This window comes from Paenarthrobacter sp. PAE-2 (assembly GCF_026013155.1).
Taxonomy (GTDB): domain Bacteria; phylum Actinomycetota; class Actinomycetes; order Actinomycetales; family Micrococcaceae; genus Arthrobacter; species Arthrobacter ureafaciens.
The window spans coordinates 52433-73032 of record NZ_JAPDNV010000011.1 but is presented as its reverse complement, the minus strand read 5'-3'; the positions used below and the strand labels follow the sequence as shown (position 1 = coordinate 73032).

Here is a 20600-nt window from a genome sequence, read left to right as displayed (position 1 = left end):
TTCACTTACGGAACGTTGAGATGGTCGAAAACCGGGGCACAGCAACAACAGGCACCCTGGCGGCCCACCTGCCCGTGGACCCCAAGGAGCACAGGCCCCTGACCATCTCCTCGTGATATCCCCTTCGCCGCTCAAGCCAAGGGCGGCGTAAAGCCAAGGTCGCCGTTAGACACATAGAGCAACGTCCAGTGACAAAGGAGTCCCACATGAAACGACGTGCAGTACTCGCCGTGGCCGCACTCTGCGGCTTCGCAGCCCTGACTGGCTGCAGCAGCAGTGGGGGTGAGACTCCCAACGCGTACGCTGCCAGGACTGACATCCCTACCGCAGCCGCCATGGATCCGGCGATCCTTGAGGCAGCAAACAAGGAAGGCTCGCTGTTGGTTTACGGCGAAGCCAACGAGGCATCCATGAAGCCGGTACTGGCCGCCTTCCAAGACCAGTACCCGGACATAAAAACCAGTTACATCAGCCTCGGCGGAACCGAAAGCTTCCAGCGCTACCTCAACGAAAAGGCCACGGGCGGAAAGACCGCAGACGTCATTGTCAGCCTGCAAGGCGCTAACTTCCTGGACTTGGTCAAGCGGGGCGACATCCAGGACTTCACGCCTCCTGCCGCTGCGCCACTGCCGGACTTCGCGAAACTCGCCCCCGGCGTCTTCGCCATGGAACTCAATCCGGTCATGGCGCTGATCAACACCACCCTCCTGCCCGAGTCAGAGCAGCCCGATTCCCTCGAGGCGCTCGCCAGGATGTCCGGCGACCCTAAACTGGCGGGAAAGATCGTCACGTATGACGGCACCACGGAATTCGGCTACACGGTCAACCACGCGTACATCGCCAAAGCCGGAGAAGCGGGATGGAAGATCCTTGACCAGCTCGGACCGAACACCAAGGTGGAAGCCAGCGCAGGACCCATGTTCAACAAACTCCTGCAGGGCGAGTACACCATGTCCTACTTCCAGTCCGGTGCCACCAGGCCGCTGCTCACCGGCGCGACCGCCAAGGTACTGAACTACAGGTTCTTCAAGGACGGAACCCCCTTCATGCCCCGCGGCGCCGGAGCGACAACGGGTGGCAAGTCCCCCAACGCGGCAAAGGTGTTCGTCAATTTCCTCATTGACAAGGCCGGCCAGACAGCCGGTTGCACCGGCGGATTCGCGCCCTACCTGGACGGCGTGGACTGCCCGGTAAACCTCGCAAAGGTCACGGAGCAACTGGGCGCTGAAAACATCAACATCGCCACGTGGGATGAGGCCCTGATCAACGATTCGACGGCCTTTAAGAACCGTTGGAAAGAGGCATTCGGACGATGAGCAGCTCCACGCTCGCCGTACCCGGGACGCAGGAGCAGCCTCCCGGGTACGGACCCATCAAGCGGGCCTGGTTACCCGAAAAAGTCATCCACTACGGTGTCTGGTTGTTGACGGTCCTGCTGGTTCTCGGCCCGATCGTGCCGATTGTCTGGTCCTCACTCTGGTCCACACCCCTTTACGAGGGCGGTGGCAACGCCACCCTTGAGAACTTCGGCAAGCTTGCGGCAGACCCCCTGTGGTGGTCGGCAGTGGCCAACAGCCTGCAGTTCGCCGTTTTCACAACCATCGGGTCAGTGTTGGCGGGAACCACCGTCGCCCTATTGGTGGCACGGACCGACCTGCCGCTCCGGAAGCTCTACTCAGCTTTAATCGTCCTGCCCCTGGTCCTGCCCGGACTGGTGCTGATCGTTGGCTGGCAGTCGATGTGGTCGAAGAACGGATACGCCACCCACGTACTGGAGCAGTTCTCGCCTTTCAGTGTCCCCTTTGACCTCTACAGTGTTGCGGGAATGGTGGTCATGGGCACCGTCCTTGGCTCACCCGTGGTGTACCTCTTTGCCCGCGGGACCCTTTCCTCCGGTGACTCGACGCTGGAGGAAGCCGCCCGGTGCGCCGGCGCAGGTCCCCTCCGCGCCGTGCTCTCGGTGACGCTGCCCCTGCTGCGTCCGGCACTGCTGAACTCCGGTTTGCTGGTCTTTGCCCTGGCGTTGGAAACACTCGGGATTCCCCTCATCCTTGGCACGTCAAAAAACATCGACATGATGTCCACCTATCTCTACCGGCAATGGACGGGAAGTGCCGACGGCGGCGGCGGAGTCCTCCCTGCAGGTGCCGTCATGCTGCTGCTCGCCGTCACCTTGCTGCTGTTGCTGCGCAACCGGCTGGCCGGGGACCTGGCCCGTTTCACCACCACCGGCGGCAAGTCATCGAGGCCTGCCAACGTGGTCAAACTCGGCCCCCTGCGCTGGGTGCTGTCCGCCGTCGTCGGAATTGTCCTGGGCTCGGCGACCATCATTCCGCTGGGCGGCGTGATTCTCGCGTCGGTGACCGCGGTTCTGACGCCGGCAATCAACCCGTTCAGCCTCCTCACGCTTGACCATTTTTCGGCAATCCTGACCAACCCGCTGTACACCGGAGCCATCGGCAACAGCTTGCTGATCGCCACCGTTGGTGCCGCGATCGCCACAGCCTGCATCGCGGTCATCGCACTGGTCGCCCACCGCTCCACCTTCCGGTTCCGCGGATCCCTGGAACACATCGTGCTGTATCCCCGGGCCGTCCCGGGGATCATCACCGGCATGGCCTTCTTCTGGACTTTTGCGATCCTGGATCAATCAGGAACCTTCAGGGCCACACTCTGGGCCGTGGGAATCGCCTTCGGCGTCCGGGCCCTGGCCATGGGTTACGCCGCGTTCTACCCCTCACTTGCCGCACTGGGTGAGGACCTGGACCGGGCCGCACGCTCCGCAGGAGCGGATTGGTGGACCGCAATGCGAACCATCATCATCCGGCTCTTGAGACCGGCCATGGGGATTTCGTTCGTCCTGCTTTTTGTGGCCATGCTCAACGAAGCCGACGCCGCAGTCTTCCTGGTAACCCCGGAAACGCAGGTTCTGGGACTGGCCATGCTCCAAATTGCGGCCACAGGCCTCGGCGGCACCGTCGCCGCACTCGGAGTCATCCAACTCGTCATCACCGCAGCTGTCCTGGCCGCAGGACGCCTTCTGTTTGGAGTTCGCCCCAATGTCTGATTTGGTCATCACCAACCTCACCAAGAAGTTCGGCCACCTGACGGTCCTGGACAACGTATCGGTGACCGCTTCCGACGGGCAGATCCTGACCCTGTTGGGGCCCAGCGGTTGCGGGAAGTCAACAACACTGTGGTCTGTCGCAGGACTGCTCAGGCCCGACGGCGGCAGCATCGTCGCGGGCGACCGCACCTTGTTCGATCACGGCACGTCCGCTTTCCTGCCTCCGGAACGCCGGGACTGCGGCGTGGTCTTCCAGTCGTATGCCGTGTGGCCGCACATGAAGGTCCGCGACAATGTCGGCTACCCGCTGAAGCTGCGACGGTACAAATCCGATGCACTCCGCCGCCGCGTCGATGAAGTTCTTGAACTGGTGGACCTCGCCGATCAGGCAGACCGCTACCCGCACCAGCTCTCCGGCGGGCAGCAACAACGCGTCGCCTTGGCGCGTGCCCTGGCCTTCCCTCCCCGGCTGCTGCTGCTTGACGAGCCGTTTTCCAACCTTGATGCCAAGCTGCGGGAACGGACCCGCGACTGGTTGCTTCAGCTACAACGCAGGGTTGGCGTGACCACGGTGTTCGTGACCCACGACCAAGACGAAGCGCTGGCCATGAGCGACAAGATCGCGGTCATGTCGGCCGGCATGGTCCGGCAGATCGGCACGCCTGAGCAGATCTACAACGATCCCGCCGATATATTCGTGGCCGATTTCGTGGGCACCAGCAACCTGCTGGAGGGCACCGTCATCTCCCGGTCCAAGGGAGTCTTGACGATCAAGATCGACGGATTGGACCAAGCGATCCACGTGCCGTCGTCCTTGGATTCCGACGGCGTCGTGGTTGCCGTCCGGCCTGAGGCCCTGGCCTTGTTGCCCGACGACGCACCATCCGAGGGCTATGAAATGACGGTCAACGGCCCCGTCCTGGAGAGGTCCTATCACGGCCATCACTTCAGGTACAGGGTGGGGGTCGGCGAGCAGTCGCTGGTGGTGGAAACCCGCGACCGGACGGACTCGTCCCATGTACGCGTGGGCATCCCACGGGACGGCTATAAGTTGTTCCAACCCCGCACTGCCCCGGCAACCAAGGGCGCCCTGTGATTCCGGTCGGGTCCCCCCACCCGATCCGCATCGACCTTTTCAGCGACACGATTACCCGGCCTTCAGAGGCCATGCGGCAGGCCATGGCCCACGCCGAGGTGGGGGATGAACAAAAGGGTGAAGACCCGTCCACCAACGAACTCGTTGCCCTGGCCCGGGAACTGCTGGGCAAGGAAGAAGCGGTCTTCCTGCCATCAGGGACCATGTGCAACCAGATCTCCTACGCCCTGCACTGCCGCCCGGGCGACGCGATCCTCGTTGACGATAACGCGCACTCGCTCTGCCACGAGGAAACCGGGGCACCAGCCTTGGCCGGAGCCTTGTTTAGGCCCATCAAAGCTGATCGCGGTGTTTTCTCCGCTGACCAGCTCACAGCGGCCCTCCGCCCCGAGGGCAGGTCGATGGCCCGGAATGCCGTGCTCTCCATTGAGCAGCCTTCCAACCTCGGTGGCGGCACTTGCTGGTCCCTGGAGGGCATCACATCCGTGACCGCGATAGCACGGGCGCATCGGATCAAGACCCACATGGACGGCGCCCGCCTGCTCAATGCGGTAGTCGCCACCGGAGTGTCAGCCCGCGATTTCTGTGCCCCGTTCGACTCGGTCTGGCTGGATCTCAGCAAGGGACTGGGCGCTCCCGTGGGAGCAGTGCTGGCAGGAGACGCGGATTTCATCAGCGAAGCCTGGCGCTTGAAACAACGGTGGGGTGGCTCCATGCGCCAATCCGGCATCGTGGCTGCGGCCGGCACCTTTGCCCTCCGCAACAACGTGGACAGGCTGGCTGACGACCACGCCAACGCCCACCTCCTGGCCGAGCTCCTGGCCGGCCACCGCCACATCTCGATCGACCCCACCTCGGTTCAGACCAACATTGTTCTCTTTGACCTGGTGGACTGCCCCGTCACCGCCCCGGTGCTGGTGGAGCGCCTGCTCCGGAAGTGCGGGGTTCGAATGGGCGCTTTTGGCCCGTCCACGATCCGTGCCGTCACCCACCTCGATGTGGACACCGCAGGTGTACGCCTCGCCGCCGAGGCCCTCTGCGAATTGCTGGACGAAACCTACTCAATGCACGTGAGCAAGAAGGAGCTCCTGACATGACCACCACCATTGACGTGACGGACCGGCCCCTGCCGTTCAGCGCCGCGCGGGCTGCCCGGCGAGGTGACGAAGTCACCGTATTGCTCAACGCGCGTGTTGTTGATCCCGGGACGGGCACATCCTCCTCCCCCAGCGACGTGTGGCTCCAGGCGGGGCAGATTTCCCGTGTCACCCCTGCGGGCCGGGTACCCCGCGCAGGGAATGTGCTTGACCTCAGGGGAAACTTCGTGGCTCCCGGGATGATGGATGCCCACGTCCATCTGGCCTTCGACGGCGGTGACGACCCCAAGGCCACCCACCAGGCCAGCAACGATGAAGAAATTATTGCCCAGGTTGTGGCGAACGCACGCATTGCGCTCCGGGCCGGTATCACCACAGTTCGCGACTGCGGAACGCCCAGGCGGCTTCTCGCTCCCATGCGGGCAGCACTGGGCATGGCATCGGACGTCGCCACGGTGGTTCACTGTGGTGCTCCGCTCTGCAGAGTCGGCGGGCACGCCCACGACATGGGCGGAGAAGTACGGACCCGGCACGACGTCCACACCCTTATCGCTGAACAGCACGCGGCCGGTGCCACCTGGATCAAGCTCATGGCCAGCGGCGGCGGATTCACGCCCGGGACCAGTCCCAGCGTCTTTGAGTTCGATCCCGTGCTTCTCCGGGAGGCAGTGGTGATCGCCGGTTCCTACGGCATGAAGACCGCAGCGCACGCACACGCCAGTTCCTCCATGGCCGCCTGCATTGACGCCGGCGTCCATACGCTGGAACATGCCTCGATGCTGGGGCCCGACGAACGATGCTCCCCCGATCCCGGGCTCTTGCGCAGGGCGGCCGATGCCGGCATCCACATTGTGCCCACCGTCATAGCGGCGGACATTGTCTCGCGGCAATTGCAGGAGGGACGCCAGGTATTGGCCAACCCGCTTGACCGCAACGTGGTGGCAAGGCTCGAATCGCGGTTCACCAACGTGACGGAGTTCCTCCACTCGGGCGTGTCCATCGTGGCGGGGACGGACGCGGGCCCTGCGCACGTCACCTTCGACCTCCTTGCCCGCGAGCTGGAGCGCTACGTTGCTGCCGGCCTCACAGCACAGCATGCGCTGAAATCCGCGACCACTGAAGCCGCCTCCATGCTGGGGTTGGAGTCGCAAGTAGGACGCGTCCGACCCGGTTTGTGGGCCGACCTCATCTTTACGTCGGCAGACCCCCTGCAAGACATCACCACCCTCCAAACGCCCCTTGGAGTACTCAAGCGCGGACTGTTGATCGCGCACTAAGCAGCGGCGTTACCCCACAACTTTGGCGGCCCGTCTCCGCGGGCATCCGCCATACCCCCTGTCCCACCGACACCCCCAGTAAGGCATCGTATGAATCTGATCCCAGTCAGCGACCCCCCGGCCAGCACCGCAGCCCCGACGCTTTCCACCCCTGAATTGGAGGCCCTTGCCGCGATAGAACGCCGGGTGCTGTGGCTTGCGACCTCAATCATCCATCACGCCAACAGGGTGCGGCCCAACCCTTCCGGCATCAAGGTTGGCGGCCACCAGGCCTCGAGTGCCTCCATGGCCACGATCATGACCTCGCTGTGGTTCGGGCAACTCCGCGCGGAGGACCGTGTCTCAGTGAAGCCCCACGCCTCGCCGGTGCTCCACAGCATCAACTATCTGCTGGGCAGCCTCGACGAAAAGTACCTCACCACGCTGCGTGAGTTCGGGGGCCTGCAAAGCTACCCCAGCCGCGCCAAGGATCCGGATCCCGTCGACTACTCCACGGGTTCCGTCGGCATCGGGGCTACCGCGCCCATTTGGGGTGCCATCTCGCGGCGGTACATCGAAACGGTGAGCGGTGGGGCTGCGAACGGCGGGGCTGTGAGCGGCACACCGGGCCGGGGGCGCCAGTACTCGCTGGTCGGCGACGCGGAGCTCGACGAGGGCGCCATCTGGGAAGCCGTCCTGGACTCGAATGTTGCGGATCTGGGGGAAATCGTCTGGATTGTTGACCTCAACAGGCAGTCCCTTGACCGGGTGGTGCCGAACGTGGCCGCAGGCAAAATCGAGCGCCTGTTCGAGGCTGCCGGCTGGCAGGTCATCACCGTGCGTTTCGGCCACCTGCTGGAAAGCCTCCTGGCCCGGCACGGCGGCGGCGCGCTGCGGAAGCGCATTCTCGACATGTCCAACCCGGAATACCAGCGGCTGCTGCGCTGCTCCCCCGAGGAAGTTCGACGTCGGCTCCCTGGCGGGGGCGCCGACGCTGCGGTTATCGCGGAGCTGATGTCCGGCGTCGACGACCACACCCTGGCCCTGGCCATCAGGAACCTCGGCGGTCACGACCTCGCCGCCCTCCGCGAGGCTTACTCCCGGATCGATGACACCCGGCCTACCGTGATCATCGCCTACACCATCAAAGGCAACGGGCTGCCTACCGAAGGCCATCCACAGAACCATTCCTCGCTGCTCACGGTGGACCAGTACCGGCAGCTCGCGGACGCCATGGGTGAGGACCCCGATGCACCCTGGGGTCGTTTCGAACCCGACAGCACCGAGGGGAGACTGGTAAGGACCACTGCAGAAGCCCTGCGGCGCGTCGCTGAACCTGCAACAGCGCCGCCCGCCGTCCCGGTGGACTTCGGCAGGACGCCGTCGGGCACGGCAACCACGCAGGCAGCCTTGGGCCGAACCTTACTTGACGTCAACCGTGCGGCACCTGCCGTCGCGCGCAGGCTCGTGACCGTCAGCCCGGACGTCAGTTCCAGCACCAACCTTGCCGGCTGGGTGAACAAGGTAGGCGTGTGGTCGGCAGAAGAACGGACCAACTGGTTCAGCGACGACGCCGAGACCGTCATGCACTGGCACGAAAAACCCACCGGCCAGCACATAGAGCTTGGCATCGCCGAAGTGAACCTCGTGAGCCTCCTGGGCGAACTCGGCGCAACCTGGAGCCGCTGGGGACAGCCGTTGTTCCCCATTGGCGTACTCTACGACCCGTTCGTGGAGCGGGCCCTGGAACCGTGGTCCTACGGCATCTATGCCGGCGGGCAATCCATTCTGGTCGGCACCCCGTCCGGGGTGACGCTGGCCCCCGAAGGCGGGGCACACCAATCCATCAAGACGCCGTCCATCGGCTTGGAACAGCCCAACTGCACCAGCTACGAGCCCGCTTTCGCCATCGACGTGGAATGGACGCTGCTGGCGTCCATGTCCCAACTGGGGCGCCCCGGCGGCAAATCCGCCTATCTGCGGCTCTCCACGAAACCCGTCGACCAGCAATTGGCAGCCGTACCGGCCGATCCCGCCGCCCGCGAGCGCCGCCGTCGTCAAGCAGTGGCCGGCGGCTACCTCCTGCGGGCTGCCCCTGCCCCGGCGGCGACCATCGCCGCCATGGGCGCCATGGTGCCGGACGCGCTTGCCGCCGCCGAGCGCCTGGCCGCACAGGGCACCGCCGTCGACGTCGTCTGCGTCACCAGCCCGGGCCTGCTTTATGAAGCCCTGCAAGGCCGCAACGGACAAAACCCGGACGCACCAACCTGGATCCTGGACCAGATCCTGCCCGCTGAGCGGGCAGTCCCCATGGTGACCGTGCTTGATGGCCACCCCCACACCCTCGCGTTCCTCGCTGGCGTGCACCAGGTCAAGAGCCGCAACCTCGGCGTGGACGCTTTCGGCCAGGCGGGCGCCGTCGACGACGTCTACCGCTACCACGGGATCGACACCGACAGCATGGTCCGTGCTGTCCTGGACCTCGTGCAGTGACAACCGGCCCGGCGGCTAGGTCCCGCAGAAGGTGCGGTAGGGACCGAAGCCGTCGGGTGCCGGTTCAGCGAACCGTCCAAAGCCCGGCCGTTCCAGCCAGGGCGAGGTGACGGCCTCAAGCAACGCAGTAACCGGGCCGGTGTCCCCGCCGCTCGCTGCCGATAGGGCCTCCTCCACCAGGTGGTTCCGTGGGATGTAGGCGGGGTTGACCTTATCCATGGCGTCAGCGTCCGGTTTCGCTGCCTGCCACGAAGCAAGCCAGCGATCAAAACGAGGCAGGTCCAGGACCATACCGCGGGCGGGTGCGGCATTGCCCCGGGCCGCTTGGCCAAGCTTCCGGAAAAACGACGTGTAGTCTGCGCCTGCCTCCTGGACAATAGCCAGCAGTTCATCGACCAGTGCTGAACCGTCTTCCCCTGACGTGGTGTGGGAGAGTCCGATCTTCTTCAGCATGCCTTCCGTCCACGCGGCACTGTATTGGGAGCGGAATCCTTCCAGGGCTTCGACAGCCATGGCAACGCCCCGCTCCTGGTCCGGGTGGATCAGGGGCAGCAGCGATTCAGCGAACCGGGCAAGGTTCCATTCAGCCACCGGAGGCTGGTTCCGGTACGCATAGCGGCCCGTTTCATCGATGGAGCTGAAGACCGTGCCGGGGTCGAAGCCTTCCATGAAGGCACACGGGCCGTAATCAATGGTTTCGCCTGAGATGGTCATATTGTCGGTGTTCATCACCCCGTGGATGAAGCCCACCAGCATCCACTGGGCAACAAGAGATGCTTGGGCGGTTATAACGTTCTTGAGCAAGGCAAGGTAGGGATTGTCTTCCTCGCCGGCCGCGGGGTGGTGGCGATGGATGGCGTGATCGGCCAAGCGGCGGAGAAGATCCATGTCATTGGTGTTGCGGGCATACTGGAAAGTCCCCACCCTCAGGTGACTGCCGGCCACCCGTGCAAGGACTGCTCCGGGCTGCACGGACTCCCGCTGTACGCGAGCGCCTGTTGCGACCACTGCCAGGGACCTGGTGGTGGGAATGCCCAGTGCGTGCATGGCCTCGCTGACGATGTACTCGCGCAGCATCGGACCCATAACGGCCCGCCCGTCACCGTTCCGGGCGAAAGGGGTCCGCCCCGAACCCTTCAAGTGCAGGTCACGGATCCGCCCTTCGACGTCGGTGAGCTCCCCCAGCAGCAACGCCCTGCCGTCACCTAGCCGGGGCGAATACCAGCCGAATTGGTGCCCCGCGTAAGCCTGCGCTACCGGCGCCGCACCTGCAGGGACGGCGCCGCCCAGCAGCAACCGGACACCTTCCTCGCTCCGCAGGAACGCGGTGTCCAGGCCGAGCTCCCCCGCCAGTTCCTCGTTGAGTACCACCAGCTGCGGGGCAGGTGCCTGCTCCGCCCGCCACGGCACGGACAATTCCGGGAACTCCGTGGCAAAGAGGTTTCCGAGGACCACTGTCGGCTGCGCAAATGCACTCATGCTCCCATGCTATCCGCCGCATCCCAAACTAATCAGGATGCTTATTTCCCGTGAAGCTTTCAGTCGCCGCAAGAGGCTAAGCGGCCGTTGGGGCATCAGTCGATCCGTTGGCGGCCCAGGCCCGCATAGATGTGGGGTCGCTTGGAGCGAAGGAACAACGCGTAGGCAATTCCGCCAAGGAAGAGGGCAAAGGTGAACGTCATGAAGATGATGGTGAGGAGCTGCGATCCCCCGATGAGATCGGGGTAATTAGCTATGGCCAGATACGTGATCGTGCCCAGGAACAGGACGCTGATGACAGGTGCAACCACCGTCTTCCACACTGATTCCCGTGCGAAGCTGCGCCGCCTGACAAAATACACGAGCACGGCGAAACTCGTAATGAACATGAGAAGCAGCACCGCGAAAGTTCCGCTGCCGCTGGCGATGGGGTAAAGAACGTCCGGGGCGACACCCAGGACGGTAAAGAGGATGATTGCCGCGGCCCAAACGATGCCTACTGCTACGGCGGAAACATACGGCGACTTATGGCGCCGGTGGACCCGGCCCAGGAACGACGGCAAGGCGCGATCCGATGCCAAGGCGAAGCTATACCTCGCGGCAATGTTCTGAATGGACAACATGCACGCAAGCACTGAGGTGATCAGAAGCAGAACCGCGATGTCCGCAAAGATTCTGCCGACAAGTCCGGTGACGGCATCGCTGAACAAGTTGACTGTATTGCTCTCAGCTTCGCCCTGGACTTTCTCCGGCCCAAGAAACGCGATGAACGCCCACGCTGCTACTGCGTAGAAGAGACCGATGCCTGCTACCGCCAGGTACGTGGCGCGGGAGATGGTCTTATCCGGATCCTTGACCTCATCCCTGTAGATGACAGTGGCTTCGAAACCGAAGAAGTTTCCCACGGCAAACAACAACGCCAGTCCCAAGGTGGCGTCCGTGATCGATGGCAGGGCAAATCCAACACTCTGGACGGTCTCGAAGCCATTGGCGGAGAACGAGGCGATGTCGAAAACAATGATGACGGCTGCCTCGAGCAGCATCACGATGGTGAGCAGCTTCGCCGACAAATCAATGCGGTTATAGGCCAGTAACGTGGTGACAGCCGTTATTGCCAGCGCATACCAGTACCAGGCGATGTCCGGGCCACCAAGGGTGCTGGCCACGAATCCTTGCAGCGTCACCCCGAAGAAGGATGGGGCGAAGAATCCGATGAAGATATAACCGACCAGCGCCAGGAACGCACCACCCAGGCCCGCAGGCTTCCCCAGGCCCGCAGTGACGAAGGAATAGAAACCACCCGGCCCTTGGACGCTGCGGCTCATCTTGACGAAACCCACAGAGAAGATCAGCAGCATGAGCGTCACGCCGATGTAGATCGCCGGTGCCGTTTGGCCGCTGAACATCAGCAGGACGGGGAGGGTACCGGCTACGGTAGCCAAGGGCGAAGAGAAGGCCAGCACGTTCATTGCGAGCTCGCCGACTCCCATGTTGCCGCTGAGCCGGTTTTCCTTGTTCTGACGCGTCACCTTTGGCACGTCAAGCGAGGTGTTGTTCATGTAATCCTCATCACTGGATGTTCAATGCTGAATGAGAGTATCGACTGGCCTCCAGCCGATGCTGTGCCGGATCGGGACACCCTTGCCGTTAACAGCCCGGCAATGGCAGGGGTGCCGTCCGGGCCCGGATCCGCGTCGGGGTTTAGTGCGCGGCGGCGGCAACCATCCGGCCAGGAGCCGGCTCCCGGCTTCCGACGTCAAGAATCGAACGGGTCAACTCGACGGCGTGGTCTGAAAGGCGTTCCAGCTCGGCTTCGGTTCCGTTCCACGCGGACCATCGTTGTGCTCCATCGAGCACCGTGAAGACCGCCTTGATGCCTTCAGCGGTGATGCTCCTTCCCATTTCTTCCGCCGCCGCGCCGTACATGCGTTCATGCAGCTCCAGCCACGAATAGGCTTCTTCACGCGCATCCGGGTCCAGGAATGGCGCCACCTTGTCCCTGGCAACCAGGAAGTTCCAGAGATCGGCTTCAGGCCGCCGCAGCTGCTGGGCAAAATGGAAGCGCACAAGCACCTCCCAGTATTCCTCGGGACTCCTCGAGGGCAGGGCGGCGTCGAGCAGGTCATGGGCGAATCTGTACGTGAACCAGCGGAGTGACTCGGCGACAATCTCGTCCTTGCCGTGGGGAAAGCTCGAATAGAGGCTCGGAGCCTTCACGCCAAGCTCGTGGCTCAAGGTGCGCATTGACACTGATTCGAAGCCGTGTTCCGTGGCCAGGCGAAGAAAGGCGGCCAGCGTACGGCGGCGGGCAGGAGATTCGGCGGACCAATCCCGGCGGGACAGAAACTTCTTGATGGCGGCGTTTGCCTGCTCACGCGGCGATTGACTCATTGCTTCCTCAGGATGGGATGGCTGTCCCTAGAGTCTAACTAACGGTCGTTAGGCAGGGAAGGGGATTTTTCGCCCCGCTAAGTGCCCGGTGTTGGCCATGGCGAGGCGTCGCTGATGTCGCGCCCTTGCGCCATGTCCGGAAGGATCCGGTGGACGAGCTTCCCGGAGCGCTTCAGGTGAAGGTCAGTCCGCTCACCAAGATCGGTTTCGTTGAAGCGTGCCGATGCCCGCAACCATTCGGCGTGCCGTCCTTCTGCGAGCTTCCTGTTCATCATCGAGATCAACTCTCAAAAATAAGGGGGTTGTTGGGTCTCTTCAAGCATCCATCCCCTGCCAACGCACCAACCGTGTCAGTTTGGGACACCCGCGGCTGCGCGCCGCCCGGTCATCATGAACCAGGCACCTACCCCGCTTCGCGGGACGGTCCGGGATCCAACGCCACCGCCAAATGGAGGCTGGAGCGATTGGAATCAAGCTGCGAGACCTGCATGGCGCAGCTGAACCCGTCTGTCAGGACCAGCGCCCCGCCGCCGGCTGCCAGCGCCGGCCCAAGGGAGTGCCGGGCTACCTGCATGGACACGTCGAAGTGTTCAGCCTCAAAGCCAAAGTTGCCGGCAACTCCGCAGCATGAGGACGACTCCACGAGCTCCGGCACACCCCAGGCACGGAGAACGCGCTTCTGGGCGCCGGAGCCGAACACGGCGTGCTCATGGCAGTGGGTTTGCAGTACGGTCGTATCCGGCGCTGGCACGGTGGGCCTCCAGCCGCGTGACATGGCTTCATCAAGGGCGACGGAGAACGAGCGGACCCGGGCAGCTACCCGCGCAGCCGCCGCCCCGCCCACCATCTTGGGACCCTCGTCACGGATGGTGGCCGCGCAGCTCGGTTCCAGGACCACGATGGGCCGGTCCGTGCCGTCGTCGAGCCTGGTAATCAGCCGTGCCAGCCGGCGTCGCGCCCCGTCACGTTGACCAGTGGAGATCCACGTCAGGCCACAGCAGGCGTCCGGGGTGCAGCCCACGGAGGTGCCCGAGTCGCGCAGCACCCGGGCAGCGGCCGGGACTACTTCGGGTCGGAAGGCGCGGGTGAAGCTGTCGATGAACAGGAGGAGGTCGGCATTGTCCGTGAAGCGTGCCTCACGGACCCGGCGCCGGATCCGGCCCCGCTTCGCGAAGTCCGGGAGCCGGCGTCGTGCACTGACGCCCAGCCACTCACCAACGAGGCGGAAGGGGCGGACAGCGGTTCCCGCGTTGGCGATCGGCGCGATGCGCGTCAGAAACGGAAGCCAGCGCGGCAGCCAACCGATGGAGTAGTGCGTGAACGGCCTGATCTTGCCGCGGTAATGTTCATCCACCAGTTGGGATTTTGCTTCGGCGATGTCCACTCCCGTGGGACAGTCGGCGGAACACGCTTTGCACGACAAACAGAGGTCCAGGGCCTCGCGGACTTCGGGGCTGGACCAGCCGTCATGGCTGGTTCCCTTGGCCCGCACCAGTTCCTGCAGAACCCTTGCCCGTCCCCGCGTGGAGTCCTTCTCGTCCTTGGTGGCGCGGTAGCTGGGGCACATGAACCCTCCGGACGTCGCCCGGCAGCGCCCCACCCCGATGCATGCGTGCGTGTTGCCCACGAACGGGCTCACCACCGGGAGCAGTTCACGGTTTCCTGCAGAATGCACGACGGCGGTACCCGGCGCCGCGTCGGGCTCGCCGTGGCCGGGGCCGGGTTGGGCAACACCCGCCAAGGCAAGCGATGCGGCGAAGGGTTCGGGGTCCACGATGATTCCGGGATTGAGGATCCCTGCAGGGTCCCATTGGTGCTTGAAAGCTTTGAAGATGCCAAGCATTGCCGGTGTGTACATCACCTCCAGCAGTTCGCTGCGTGCGCGACCGTCGCCATGTTCTCCGGACAGTGATCCGCCGTGGGCCACCACGAGCTTGGCCGCCTCCCGGGTGAATTCCTCGAACGTTTGACGTCCGTTGTCGCTGCGGAGATCGTAATCGAGGCGCATGTGGACGCAGCCGGCGCCGAAGTGTCCGTACATGAAAGCGGTGTAGCCGTACCTCTCCACGAGGGGCAGCAACTCCGCGAGGTAGTCCGCCAATCGATCCGGGGCAACGGCGGAGTCTTCCCAGCCCGGCCATGTTTGGATCCCGTCAATCCGGCGGGATGACAGCCCTGCCCCGTCTTCACGGACGCGCCAGAGCTTAGCCCGCTCCAGGGGTTCGGTGACCAGGGCATGATCGAGGATCCTGCCGTCGGCGGCGAGTTTGGCCAGCAGCCGCTCACAAGCAGCCGAGGCCTGCTGAATCGTGTCCCCGGGGAATTCGACCATCAGGAACGCCTTGCCCTGCGGCAGGGAGTCAACGCTGCCGGCACCATGCCTGTGGCGCATAATGTCCACAATTGACGCGTCCAGGCCTTCGATGGCGCTTGGCTTGGCGGCGAGGATGGTCATCACGTCGCGGGCGGAATCTATGGTGTTCGCATAACCGAGGCACAGCAGCGCTGTTGTGCGCGGCTTGGGAACCAGGCGCACCTTGGCCCTGACCACGATGGCGCAAGTGCCTTCGCTGCCGGCCATGGCAGCGGCAACATCCATGCCGTTTTCGGGCAACAGGTGTCCCAAATGGTAACCCGAGACCTGCCTCGGGATGTTTCCCAGTTCTACCCGGAGTGCAGCCAGGTTGGCCTGGGCGAGCTCCTTCAACCCGTGGAGCAGCTCTGCTGCCCGGGCAACGGAGTGCCCGTCCCGGTGATCAACGGCGCATAGGAAGTTCCGCCCGGCGCGCAGGTAGGCACCGTCAGCCGTGACGAGCTCCACCTCCTCGACGTGCTGCGTCATGCGTCCATAGGCCACTGAGTGGTTGCCGCAGGCGTCGTTGCCAATCGAACCGCCCACGGTGGCCCGGGTCATGGATGAGGGATCGGGGGCAAAGGTCAACATGCCTTCCGTGACGGACTCTACGAACGAGCGCAGCTCACCGAGGACCACGCCGGCATCCACCCACACTGCTGCCTCGCCGGCGTCGGGCTTTTCCACGGCCGCCATCCGGCGTGACAGGTCCAGCACCAAGGAAGTGCCTATCGCATTGCCCGCCATGGACGTGCCGCCGCCGCGCGGCGTGATGGATATGCCCAGGGCCGAACATTCGCGCACGACTGCCCGGACATCGTCGACGTTTGCCGGAAAGGCTACGGCGGCAGGCCGGACGCGGTAGTTGGAGGCGTCATAGGAGTATTCGGAGAGGCGACGCGGAGAATCGTCCACCTCGATGCCTTGCCCGCGCAGAGCGGCAAGCAGCCGCGTCAGTGTTGAGTCTCCGCCGTCGCCGTGGGGCATGATCGACTTCTCCATTTCCATAGTGGTCCTTTGGAAGTCTAGGCGGGGGCCCGCCAGGCGGACTGTGCCAAAACAGAACGGGCACAGCGGACGGAATCCGCTGTGCCCGTTTCCTTATGCGGAAGTGGCTACTTCAGGAACTCGGACAGGTTGTCCTTGGTGATGAGGGTGAATGGCAGCGTGTAGCGGTTGTCCACATTGGAGCCGTTGAGGAAGTCCGTAACAACCTCCACTGCCTTGACGCCCTGCCCCGCGGAGTCCTGGCGGACCGTCGCGGACATGGTGCCGGCCTTGATGTCCTGCAAAGCAGGCTCGGTTCCGTCGACGCCGACTACCGCTTTGAACTCAGCCGTACGGCCTGCGTCCTCAATGGCCGACGCGGCACCAATGGCCATCTCGTCGTTATTGGCCACCACGGCGTCAATCTGGCCGGACGGGAAGCGCTGGAGCGTGTCTTCCATGTTGCGCTTGGCGTCGTCACGGCTGCCCTTGGCCTGGAATTCGGCCACGATCTTGAAGTTCTTGTTGATCGTCTTGTCGAATCCGGACTTGCGGCGGTCGGTCCACGAGGCACCGTAGATGCCCGCGGCGAACACCAGGTTGCCGCCGTCGGGCATGACCTTGTTGAGGTACTCGGCCTGCATCTGGCCGGCCACGGTGTCATCGACACCGATGTAGCTCTTGTAGCCGACGTCAGAGCCTTCCGCGAACTCGGTGGACAGGATGAACAACGGGATGTTGGCAGCGATGACCCGCTTGGCGGCGTTCTGGCTGGCATCGCCGTCCAGGGGCTGCATGATCACAGCGTCCACCTGGCGGGTGAGGAGGTCCTCAACCTGGTTCAGTTCGCTGCCCACATCCTTCTTGGAGTCGGTGATGTTGAGCTTGACGCCCTTTTCTTCAGCCGTCTTCTTCATGGCGTCGGTCATGTGCGCCAAGTCCGGGTCCTGCAGGTCGAGGACCACAACGCCGATGTTGTAGCTCTTCCCGGACTGTTCGGAACCGCTGGCGTTGCTGCTGCCTCCGCAGCCGGTGAGGGTCAGGGCTCCGGCAGCCAACATGGCTGTGGCCGCAGCGAGCTTGTGTCGCATTCCCATGGTTGTTCCTTTCAGTGGTTTTGTCTGTGCGCTTGGAGATGGTGGTGTTGCGTTGGTTGGGTGCTGGACTAGTCGGATTTCCAGCGGTTCAGCAGCACGGCGAGGACGAGGATCACGCCCTGTACGCCCTGCTGGTAGTAGGAGGAAACGCCGAGCAGGTTCATGCCGTTCATGACGACGCCCAGCAGCAGGACCCCGATCACGGTTCCCCGGATGGTGCCGACACCGCCGAAGAGGCTCGTGCCGCCAATCACGACGGCGGCGATCACCTGGAGCTCGTATCCGGTACCTGCCACGGGTGCGGCGCCATCCAGGCGGGCCGTCAGGACAAGACCGCCCAAGGCAGCCGTCACGCCACCGATCAGGTAGACGGTGAAGAGCACCCGGCTGGTGGAGATACCCACTTTCTTGGCCGACTCTTCGTTGCCGCCCACGGCGTACACATGGGAGCCGAACTTGGTACGGCTCAACACGAACTCACAGATGATGGCGGCAAGCAGGAAGATGATCACAGGGACCGGGACTGGACCCAGGAATCCGGAGCCCAGCCATTCGGCCGGTCCGCTCAACCCGGAAACAACCTGCCCGTCAGTGATGACCAGGGCTGCGGTACGGGCTATGGCCATGGTGGCCAGCGTGGCCAGGAAGGGAAGGATTGCTCCCCAGACAACCATGGCTGCGCTGAGGAAACCGACCAGGAGTCCCACGCCCAGGCCGGCTATCAGCGGGAGCCAGAAGGCGCCGCCACTGGCGGGCGCCAGGATGGCGAATGTCATGCCCGCCAAGCCGACGACCGAACCAACCGACAGGTCGATACCCGCGGTGATCATGATGAACGTCATTCCCAGCGCGATCAAGCCGATAATCGATGACTGCCGGACCACATTCACGATGTTGTTCAGGGTCAGGAAGTTCGGCGCGGCCGCGGCAAGGACGATGAGGATCACCACGAAGAGGATGATGATCCCGTAGTCCCCAATGAACCGCTTGACCTTGGTGGCCGTCAGGCCCTCCTTGAGATCGGCGGGTCCTAGTTTTGTCTTGAGGGTGTCCATGGTGAGGCTCATGAGTCGCTCCCGGTTGCAGGTCCGCCAACGGACATGGCATCAACGGCTTCCTTGCTTGACGTGCTTCCGATCTTGCGGCGGTCATCGGGGATGCCGCTTCCGGTGTCGACGTAGTCATCCAAGGTGCCGTGGGAGATCAGGTGGGCCACTTGGGCTTCCGAGACCTCGCCGACGCGGAACCGGCCCACCACCTGCCCCTGGCGCATGACGGCGAAGCGGTCTGCCACCGCGAAGGCTTCGTCAAGCCGGTGGGTAATGATGATGACTGCAATCCTCAGATCCTTGAGCCGCTGGGTGACTTCGATCAACTTGTCCACCTTCGCCACCGACAGGTTGGCAGTGGGTTCGTCCATGATGATCAGACGTGCATCGAATGCCAGGGCGCGCCCGATGGCCACGGCCTGCCGCTGACCGCCCGAGAGGCGCTTGACCTTCAGGCGCGGGTTGATGGGGATGTCCAGGCGCTCCAGCACGCGCTTGGTCTCGGACTCCATCTTCTTGCGATCGATGATCCGCACCAGCGGACCGAGGATATTCTTCTGTGGTTCCCGGCCAAGGAAGATGTTGGTGCGTACGTCCAGGTTGTCTGCCAGGGCAAAGTCCTGGTAGACCATCTCGACACCCTGGTCCCGGGAAGCGGACGGCGTAGGAAACTCGGTCCGTTTTCCATCCAGCTCAATGGCGCCCCGATCGGGCTGGTAGACGCCCGTCAGCACTTTCATGAGCGTTGATTTGCCGGCGGCGTTGTCTCCTAGCAGAGCGAAGGTTTCGCCGGGCATGACATCGATGCTGACGCCGCGCAAAGCGGACACCGCCCCGAATGTCTTGTGTATGTCCTTGAGGGCGACAAGTGGAGCTGTCACCGGTGGTGCATCGGTCATCTCATCCTCGATTGATAGGGCCAAGCAAATGAACCGGTGAAACACCATTGGCGATGGTCCGTCCAACCACATTGTTTGACGTTGCGGAGGCGGGAAATCCAAAGACACCCGTAAACCGCGTGACCTGCGCCACTCTGTTTCACTTACTTGAACTTTGACGGACTCGACGCAACGGCGTGTGTGCCACTTTGGAACACGGCTTGCAGAAATTGTTGCCATAGGAAACGAATCAATGGGAATTAGCCGGAGTTAAAAGGGAAATGCCCGGCCCGTGCACGGATTGTTGCGAAAGAATCCGTGCCCGGGCCGGGCATTCAAAGGGCTACGCTGACAAATCCACGGCAATGGCAGCGCCTGTTCGGGCTGACTTCTCCGCCGCGTCGGCCAGGACCAAGGCAGCACGGCCGTCCTCGAAGCCGGGACTCCGGGAGGGCAGGCCGCGGACAGCGCGCAGGAACTCGGCGACTTCAAGCCGGTACGCCTCCGCATAGCGCTCCAGGAAGAAGTTCTGGTACGGGCCTGTCCCCTCGACGGAACGCGTGCCCCAATGCCGCACCAGGCTGTCATTCTTGTTGGCCACCTGGAGCAAACCGGTGGAGCCGAAGGCCTCGATGCGCTGGTCGTAGCCGTACGCGGAATGCCTTGAATTGAGGATGGTCACGAGTTGGTCGTTGGTACCCCGAAGGGTGACCACGGTGGAATCGAAGTCGCCCGCCTCCCGGATGCTTTCGCTGAAGACGTTGGCACCGCGGGCCGCGACCTCCACAATGTACGGAAGAAAGTAGCGGGCCATGTCCAGGTCGTGGATGGTCATGTCCCGGAAAATCCCGCCGGACTGGGGCAGGTAAGCCGCCGGCGGCTCCCCTGGATCCCGGCTGGTGATGATCAGCTGCTCCAAGGCACCGATCTCCCCTGCCCCCACCCGCCGCCGTAGTTCCACAAAATGCCGGTCAAAACGCTTGTTGAACCCCAAAGCGATCGGAACATCCGCAGCAGCCGCCTTGGCCCGGAGTGCATCAACCCGGGCAATCTCCAGGTCAACAGGTTTCTCACACAGCACGGGGATATTTGCATCGATTGACTGTTCAATGAGTTCCACGTGGGTAGCGGTCGGAGAGGCCACGATGACGGCATCCACTTCCCCTGAAGCAAAGACTTCGGCGGGGTCGTCACTGACCCTGCCGCCGAACTCGGCAGCAGTCCGCTTGGCACCTTCCAGGTATGGATCGCACACCCAAGTGAGCGTCGCTTCTTCCAACGTTGCCAGGCTCATGGCATGCACCTGACCGATCCTCCCGGTCCCGAACAGGCCAACCCTGATCTGTTGCGTCATTGC

General features: G+C 63.6%; 15 protein-coding genes. 6 read left to right on the top strand and 9 right to left on the bottom strand.

The features are described from left to right. Positions 1-206 precede the first annotated feature (206 nt). From OCL88_RS09335 to OCL88_RS09310, 6 genes are all read left to right on the top strand, one after another. A complete protein-coding gene (locus tag OCL88_RS09335; protein ID WP_236593304.1) occupies positions 207-1316 on the top strand; it encodes an ABC transporter substrate-binding protein in 1110 nt (369 codons plus the stop codon). Beyond that, on the top strand, positions 1313-3067 hold the full coding sequence (locus OCL88_RS09330) for an ABC transporter permease (RefSeq protein WP_264962317.1): 1755 nt from the start codon (positions 1313-1315) through the stop codon (positions 3065-3067). The genes OCL88_RS09335 and OCL88_RS09330 overlap by 4 nt, the downstream gene beginning before the upstream one ends. Then, positions 3060-4163, top strand: coding sequence for an ABC transporter ATP-binding protein (locus tag OCL88_RS09325; RefSeq protein ID WP_264962316.1), 1104 nt, complete (start codon positions 3060-3062; stop codon positions 4161-4163). The genes OCL88_RS09330 and OCL88_RS09325 overlap by 8 nt, the downstream gene beginning before the upstream one ends. Further along, entirely contained in the window at positions 4160-5260 is a 1101-nt protein-coding gene (locus OCL88_RS09320) for a threonine aldolase family protein (RefSeq protein WP_264962315.1), read from the top strand. Before OCL88_RS09325 ends, OCL88_RS09320 begins: the two co-directional genes overlap by 4 nt. Further along, the gene (locus OCL88_RS09315) at positions 5257-6537 is read left to right on the top strand and encodes an amidohydrolase family protein (RefSeq protein ID WP_264962314.1); all 1281 of its coding nucleotides are present in this window, start codon (positions 5257-5259) and stop codon (positions 6535-6537) included. Before OCL88_RS09320 ends, OCL88_RS09315 begins: the two co-directional genes overlap by 4 nt. A 90-nt stretch (positions 6538-6627) precedes the next feature. Next, positions 6628-9009, top strand: coding sequence for a transketolase-like TK C-terminal-containing protein (locus tag OCL88_RS09310; protein WP_264962313.1), 2382 nt, complete (start codon positions 6628-6630; stop codon positions 9007-9009). A gap of 15 nt (positions 9010-9024) precedes the next feature. On the opposite strand, the gene OCL88_RS09305 is transcribed toward OCL88_RS09310, so the two are convergent. The 9 genes from OCL88_RS09305 to iolG form a co-directional block, all read right to left on the bottom strand. Then, a complete protein-coding gene (locus OCL88_RS09305) occupies positions 9025-10488 on the bottom strand; it encodes a protein adenylyltransferase SelO (RefSeq protein WP_264962312.1) in 1464 nt (487 codons plus the stop codon). A 95-nt stretch (positions 10489-10583) separates the two neighbouring features. Next, positions 10584-12047 carry an APC family permease gene (locus OCL88_RS09300; RefSeq protein WP_264962311.1) on the bottom strand — a complete coding sequence of 488 codons (1464 nt, stop codon included), beginning with the start codon at positions 12045-12047 and terminating at the stop codon, positions 10584-10586. 142 nt (positions 12048-12189) lie between these two features. After that, positions 12190-12879, bottom strand: coding sequence for a TetR/AcrR family transcriptional regulator (locus OCL88_RS09295; protein ID WP_264962310.1), 690 nt, complete (start codon positions 12877-12879; stop codon positions 12190-12192). A gap of 77 nt (positions 12880-12956) precedes the next feature. Further along, positions 12957-13154, bottom strand: a complete 198-nt coding sequence (locus OCL88_RS09290) for a hypothetical protein (protein ID WP_264962309.1) — start codon at positions 13152-13154, stop codon at positions 12957-12959. Positions 13155-13282: 128 nt separating this feature from the next. Further along, positions 13283-16234 (bottom strand): FAD-binding and (Fe-S)-binding domain-containing protein, encoded by a 2952-nt coding sequence (locus tag OCL88_RS09285; RefSeq protein ID WP_264962308.1) that lies wholly within the window; start codon positions 16232-16234, stop codon positions 13283-13285. A 113-nt stretch (positions 16235-16347) separates the two neighbouring features. Beyond that, the gene (locus OCL88_RS09280) at positions 16348-17316 is read right to left on the bottom strand and encodes a sugar ABC transporter substrate-binding protein (protein WP_021472190.1); all 969 of its coding nucleotides are present in this window, start codon (positions 17314-17316) and stop codon (positions 16348-16350) included. 68 nt (positions 17317-17384) lie between these two features. Next, positions 17385-18383: an ABC transporter permease gene (locus OCL88_RS09275; protein WP_264962307.1), complete on the bottom strand. Its 999-nt coding sequence runs from the start codon at positions 18381-18383 to the stop codon at positions 17385-17387. Next, positions 18380-19264 carry an ATP-binding cassette domain-containing protein gene (locus OCL88_RS09270; RefSeq protein WP_264962306.1) on the bottom strand — a complete coding sequence of 295 codons (885 nt, stop codon included), beginning with the start codon at positions 19262-19264 and terminating at the stop codon, positions 18380-18382. The genes OCL88_RS09275 and OCL88_RS09270 overlap by 4 nt, the downstream gene beginning before the upstream one ends. Positions 19265-19586: 322 nt before the next feature. Then, the gene (gene iolG / locus OCL88_RS09265; RefSeq protein ID WP_264962305.1) at positions 19587-20597 is read right to left on the bottom strand and encodes an inositol 2-dehydrogenase; all 1011 of its coding nucleotides are present in this window, start codon (positions 20595-20597) and stop codon (positions 19587-19589) included. Positions 20598-20600 lie beyond the last annotated feature (3 nt).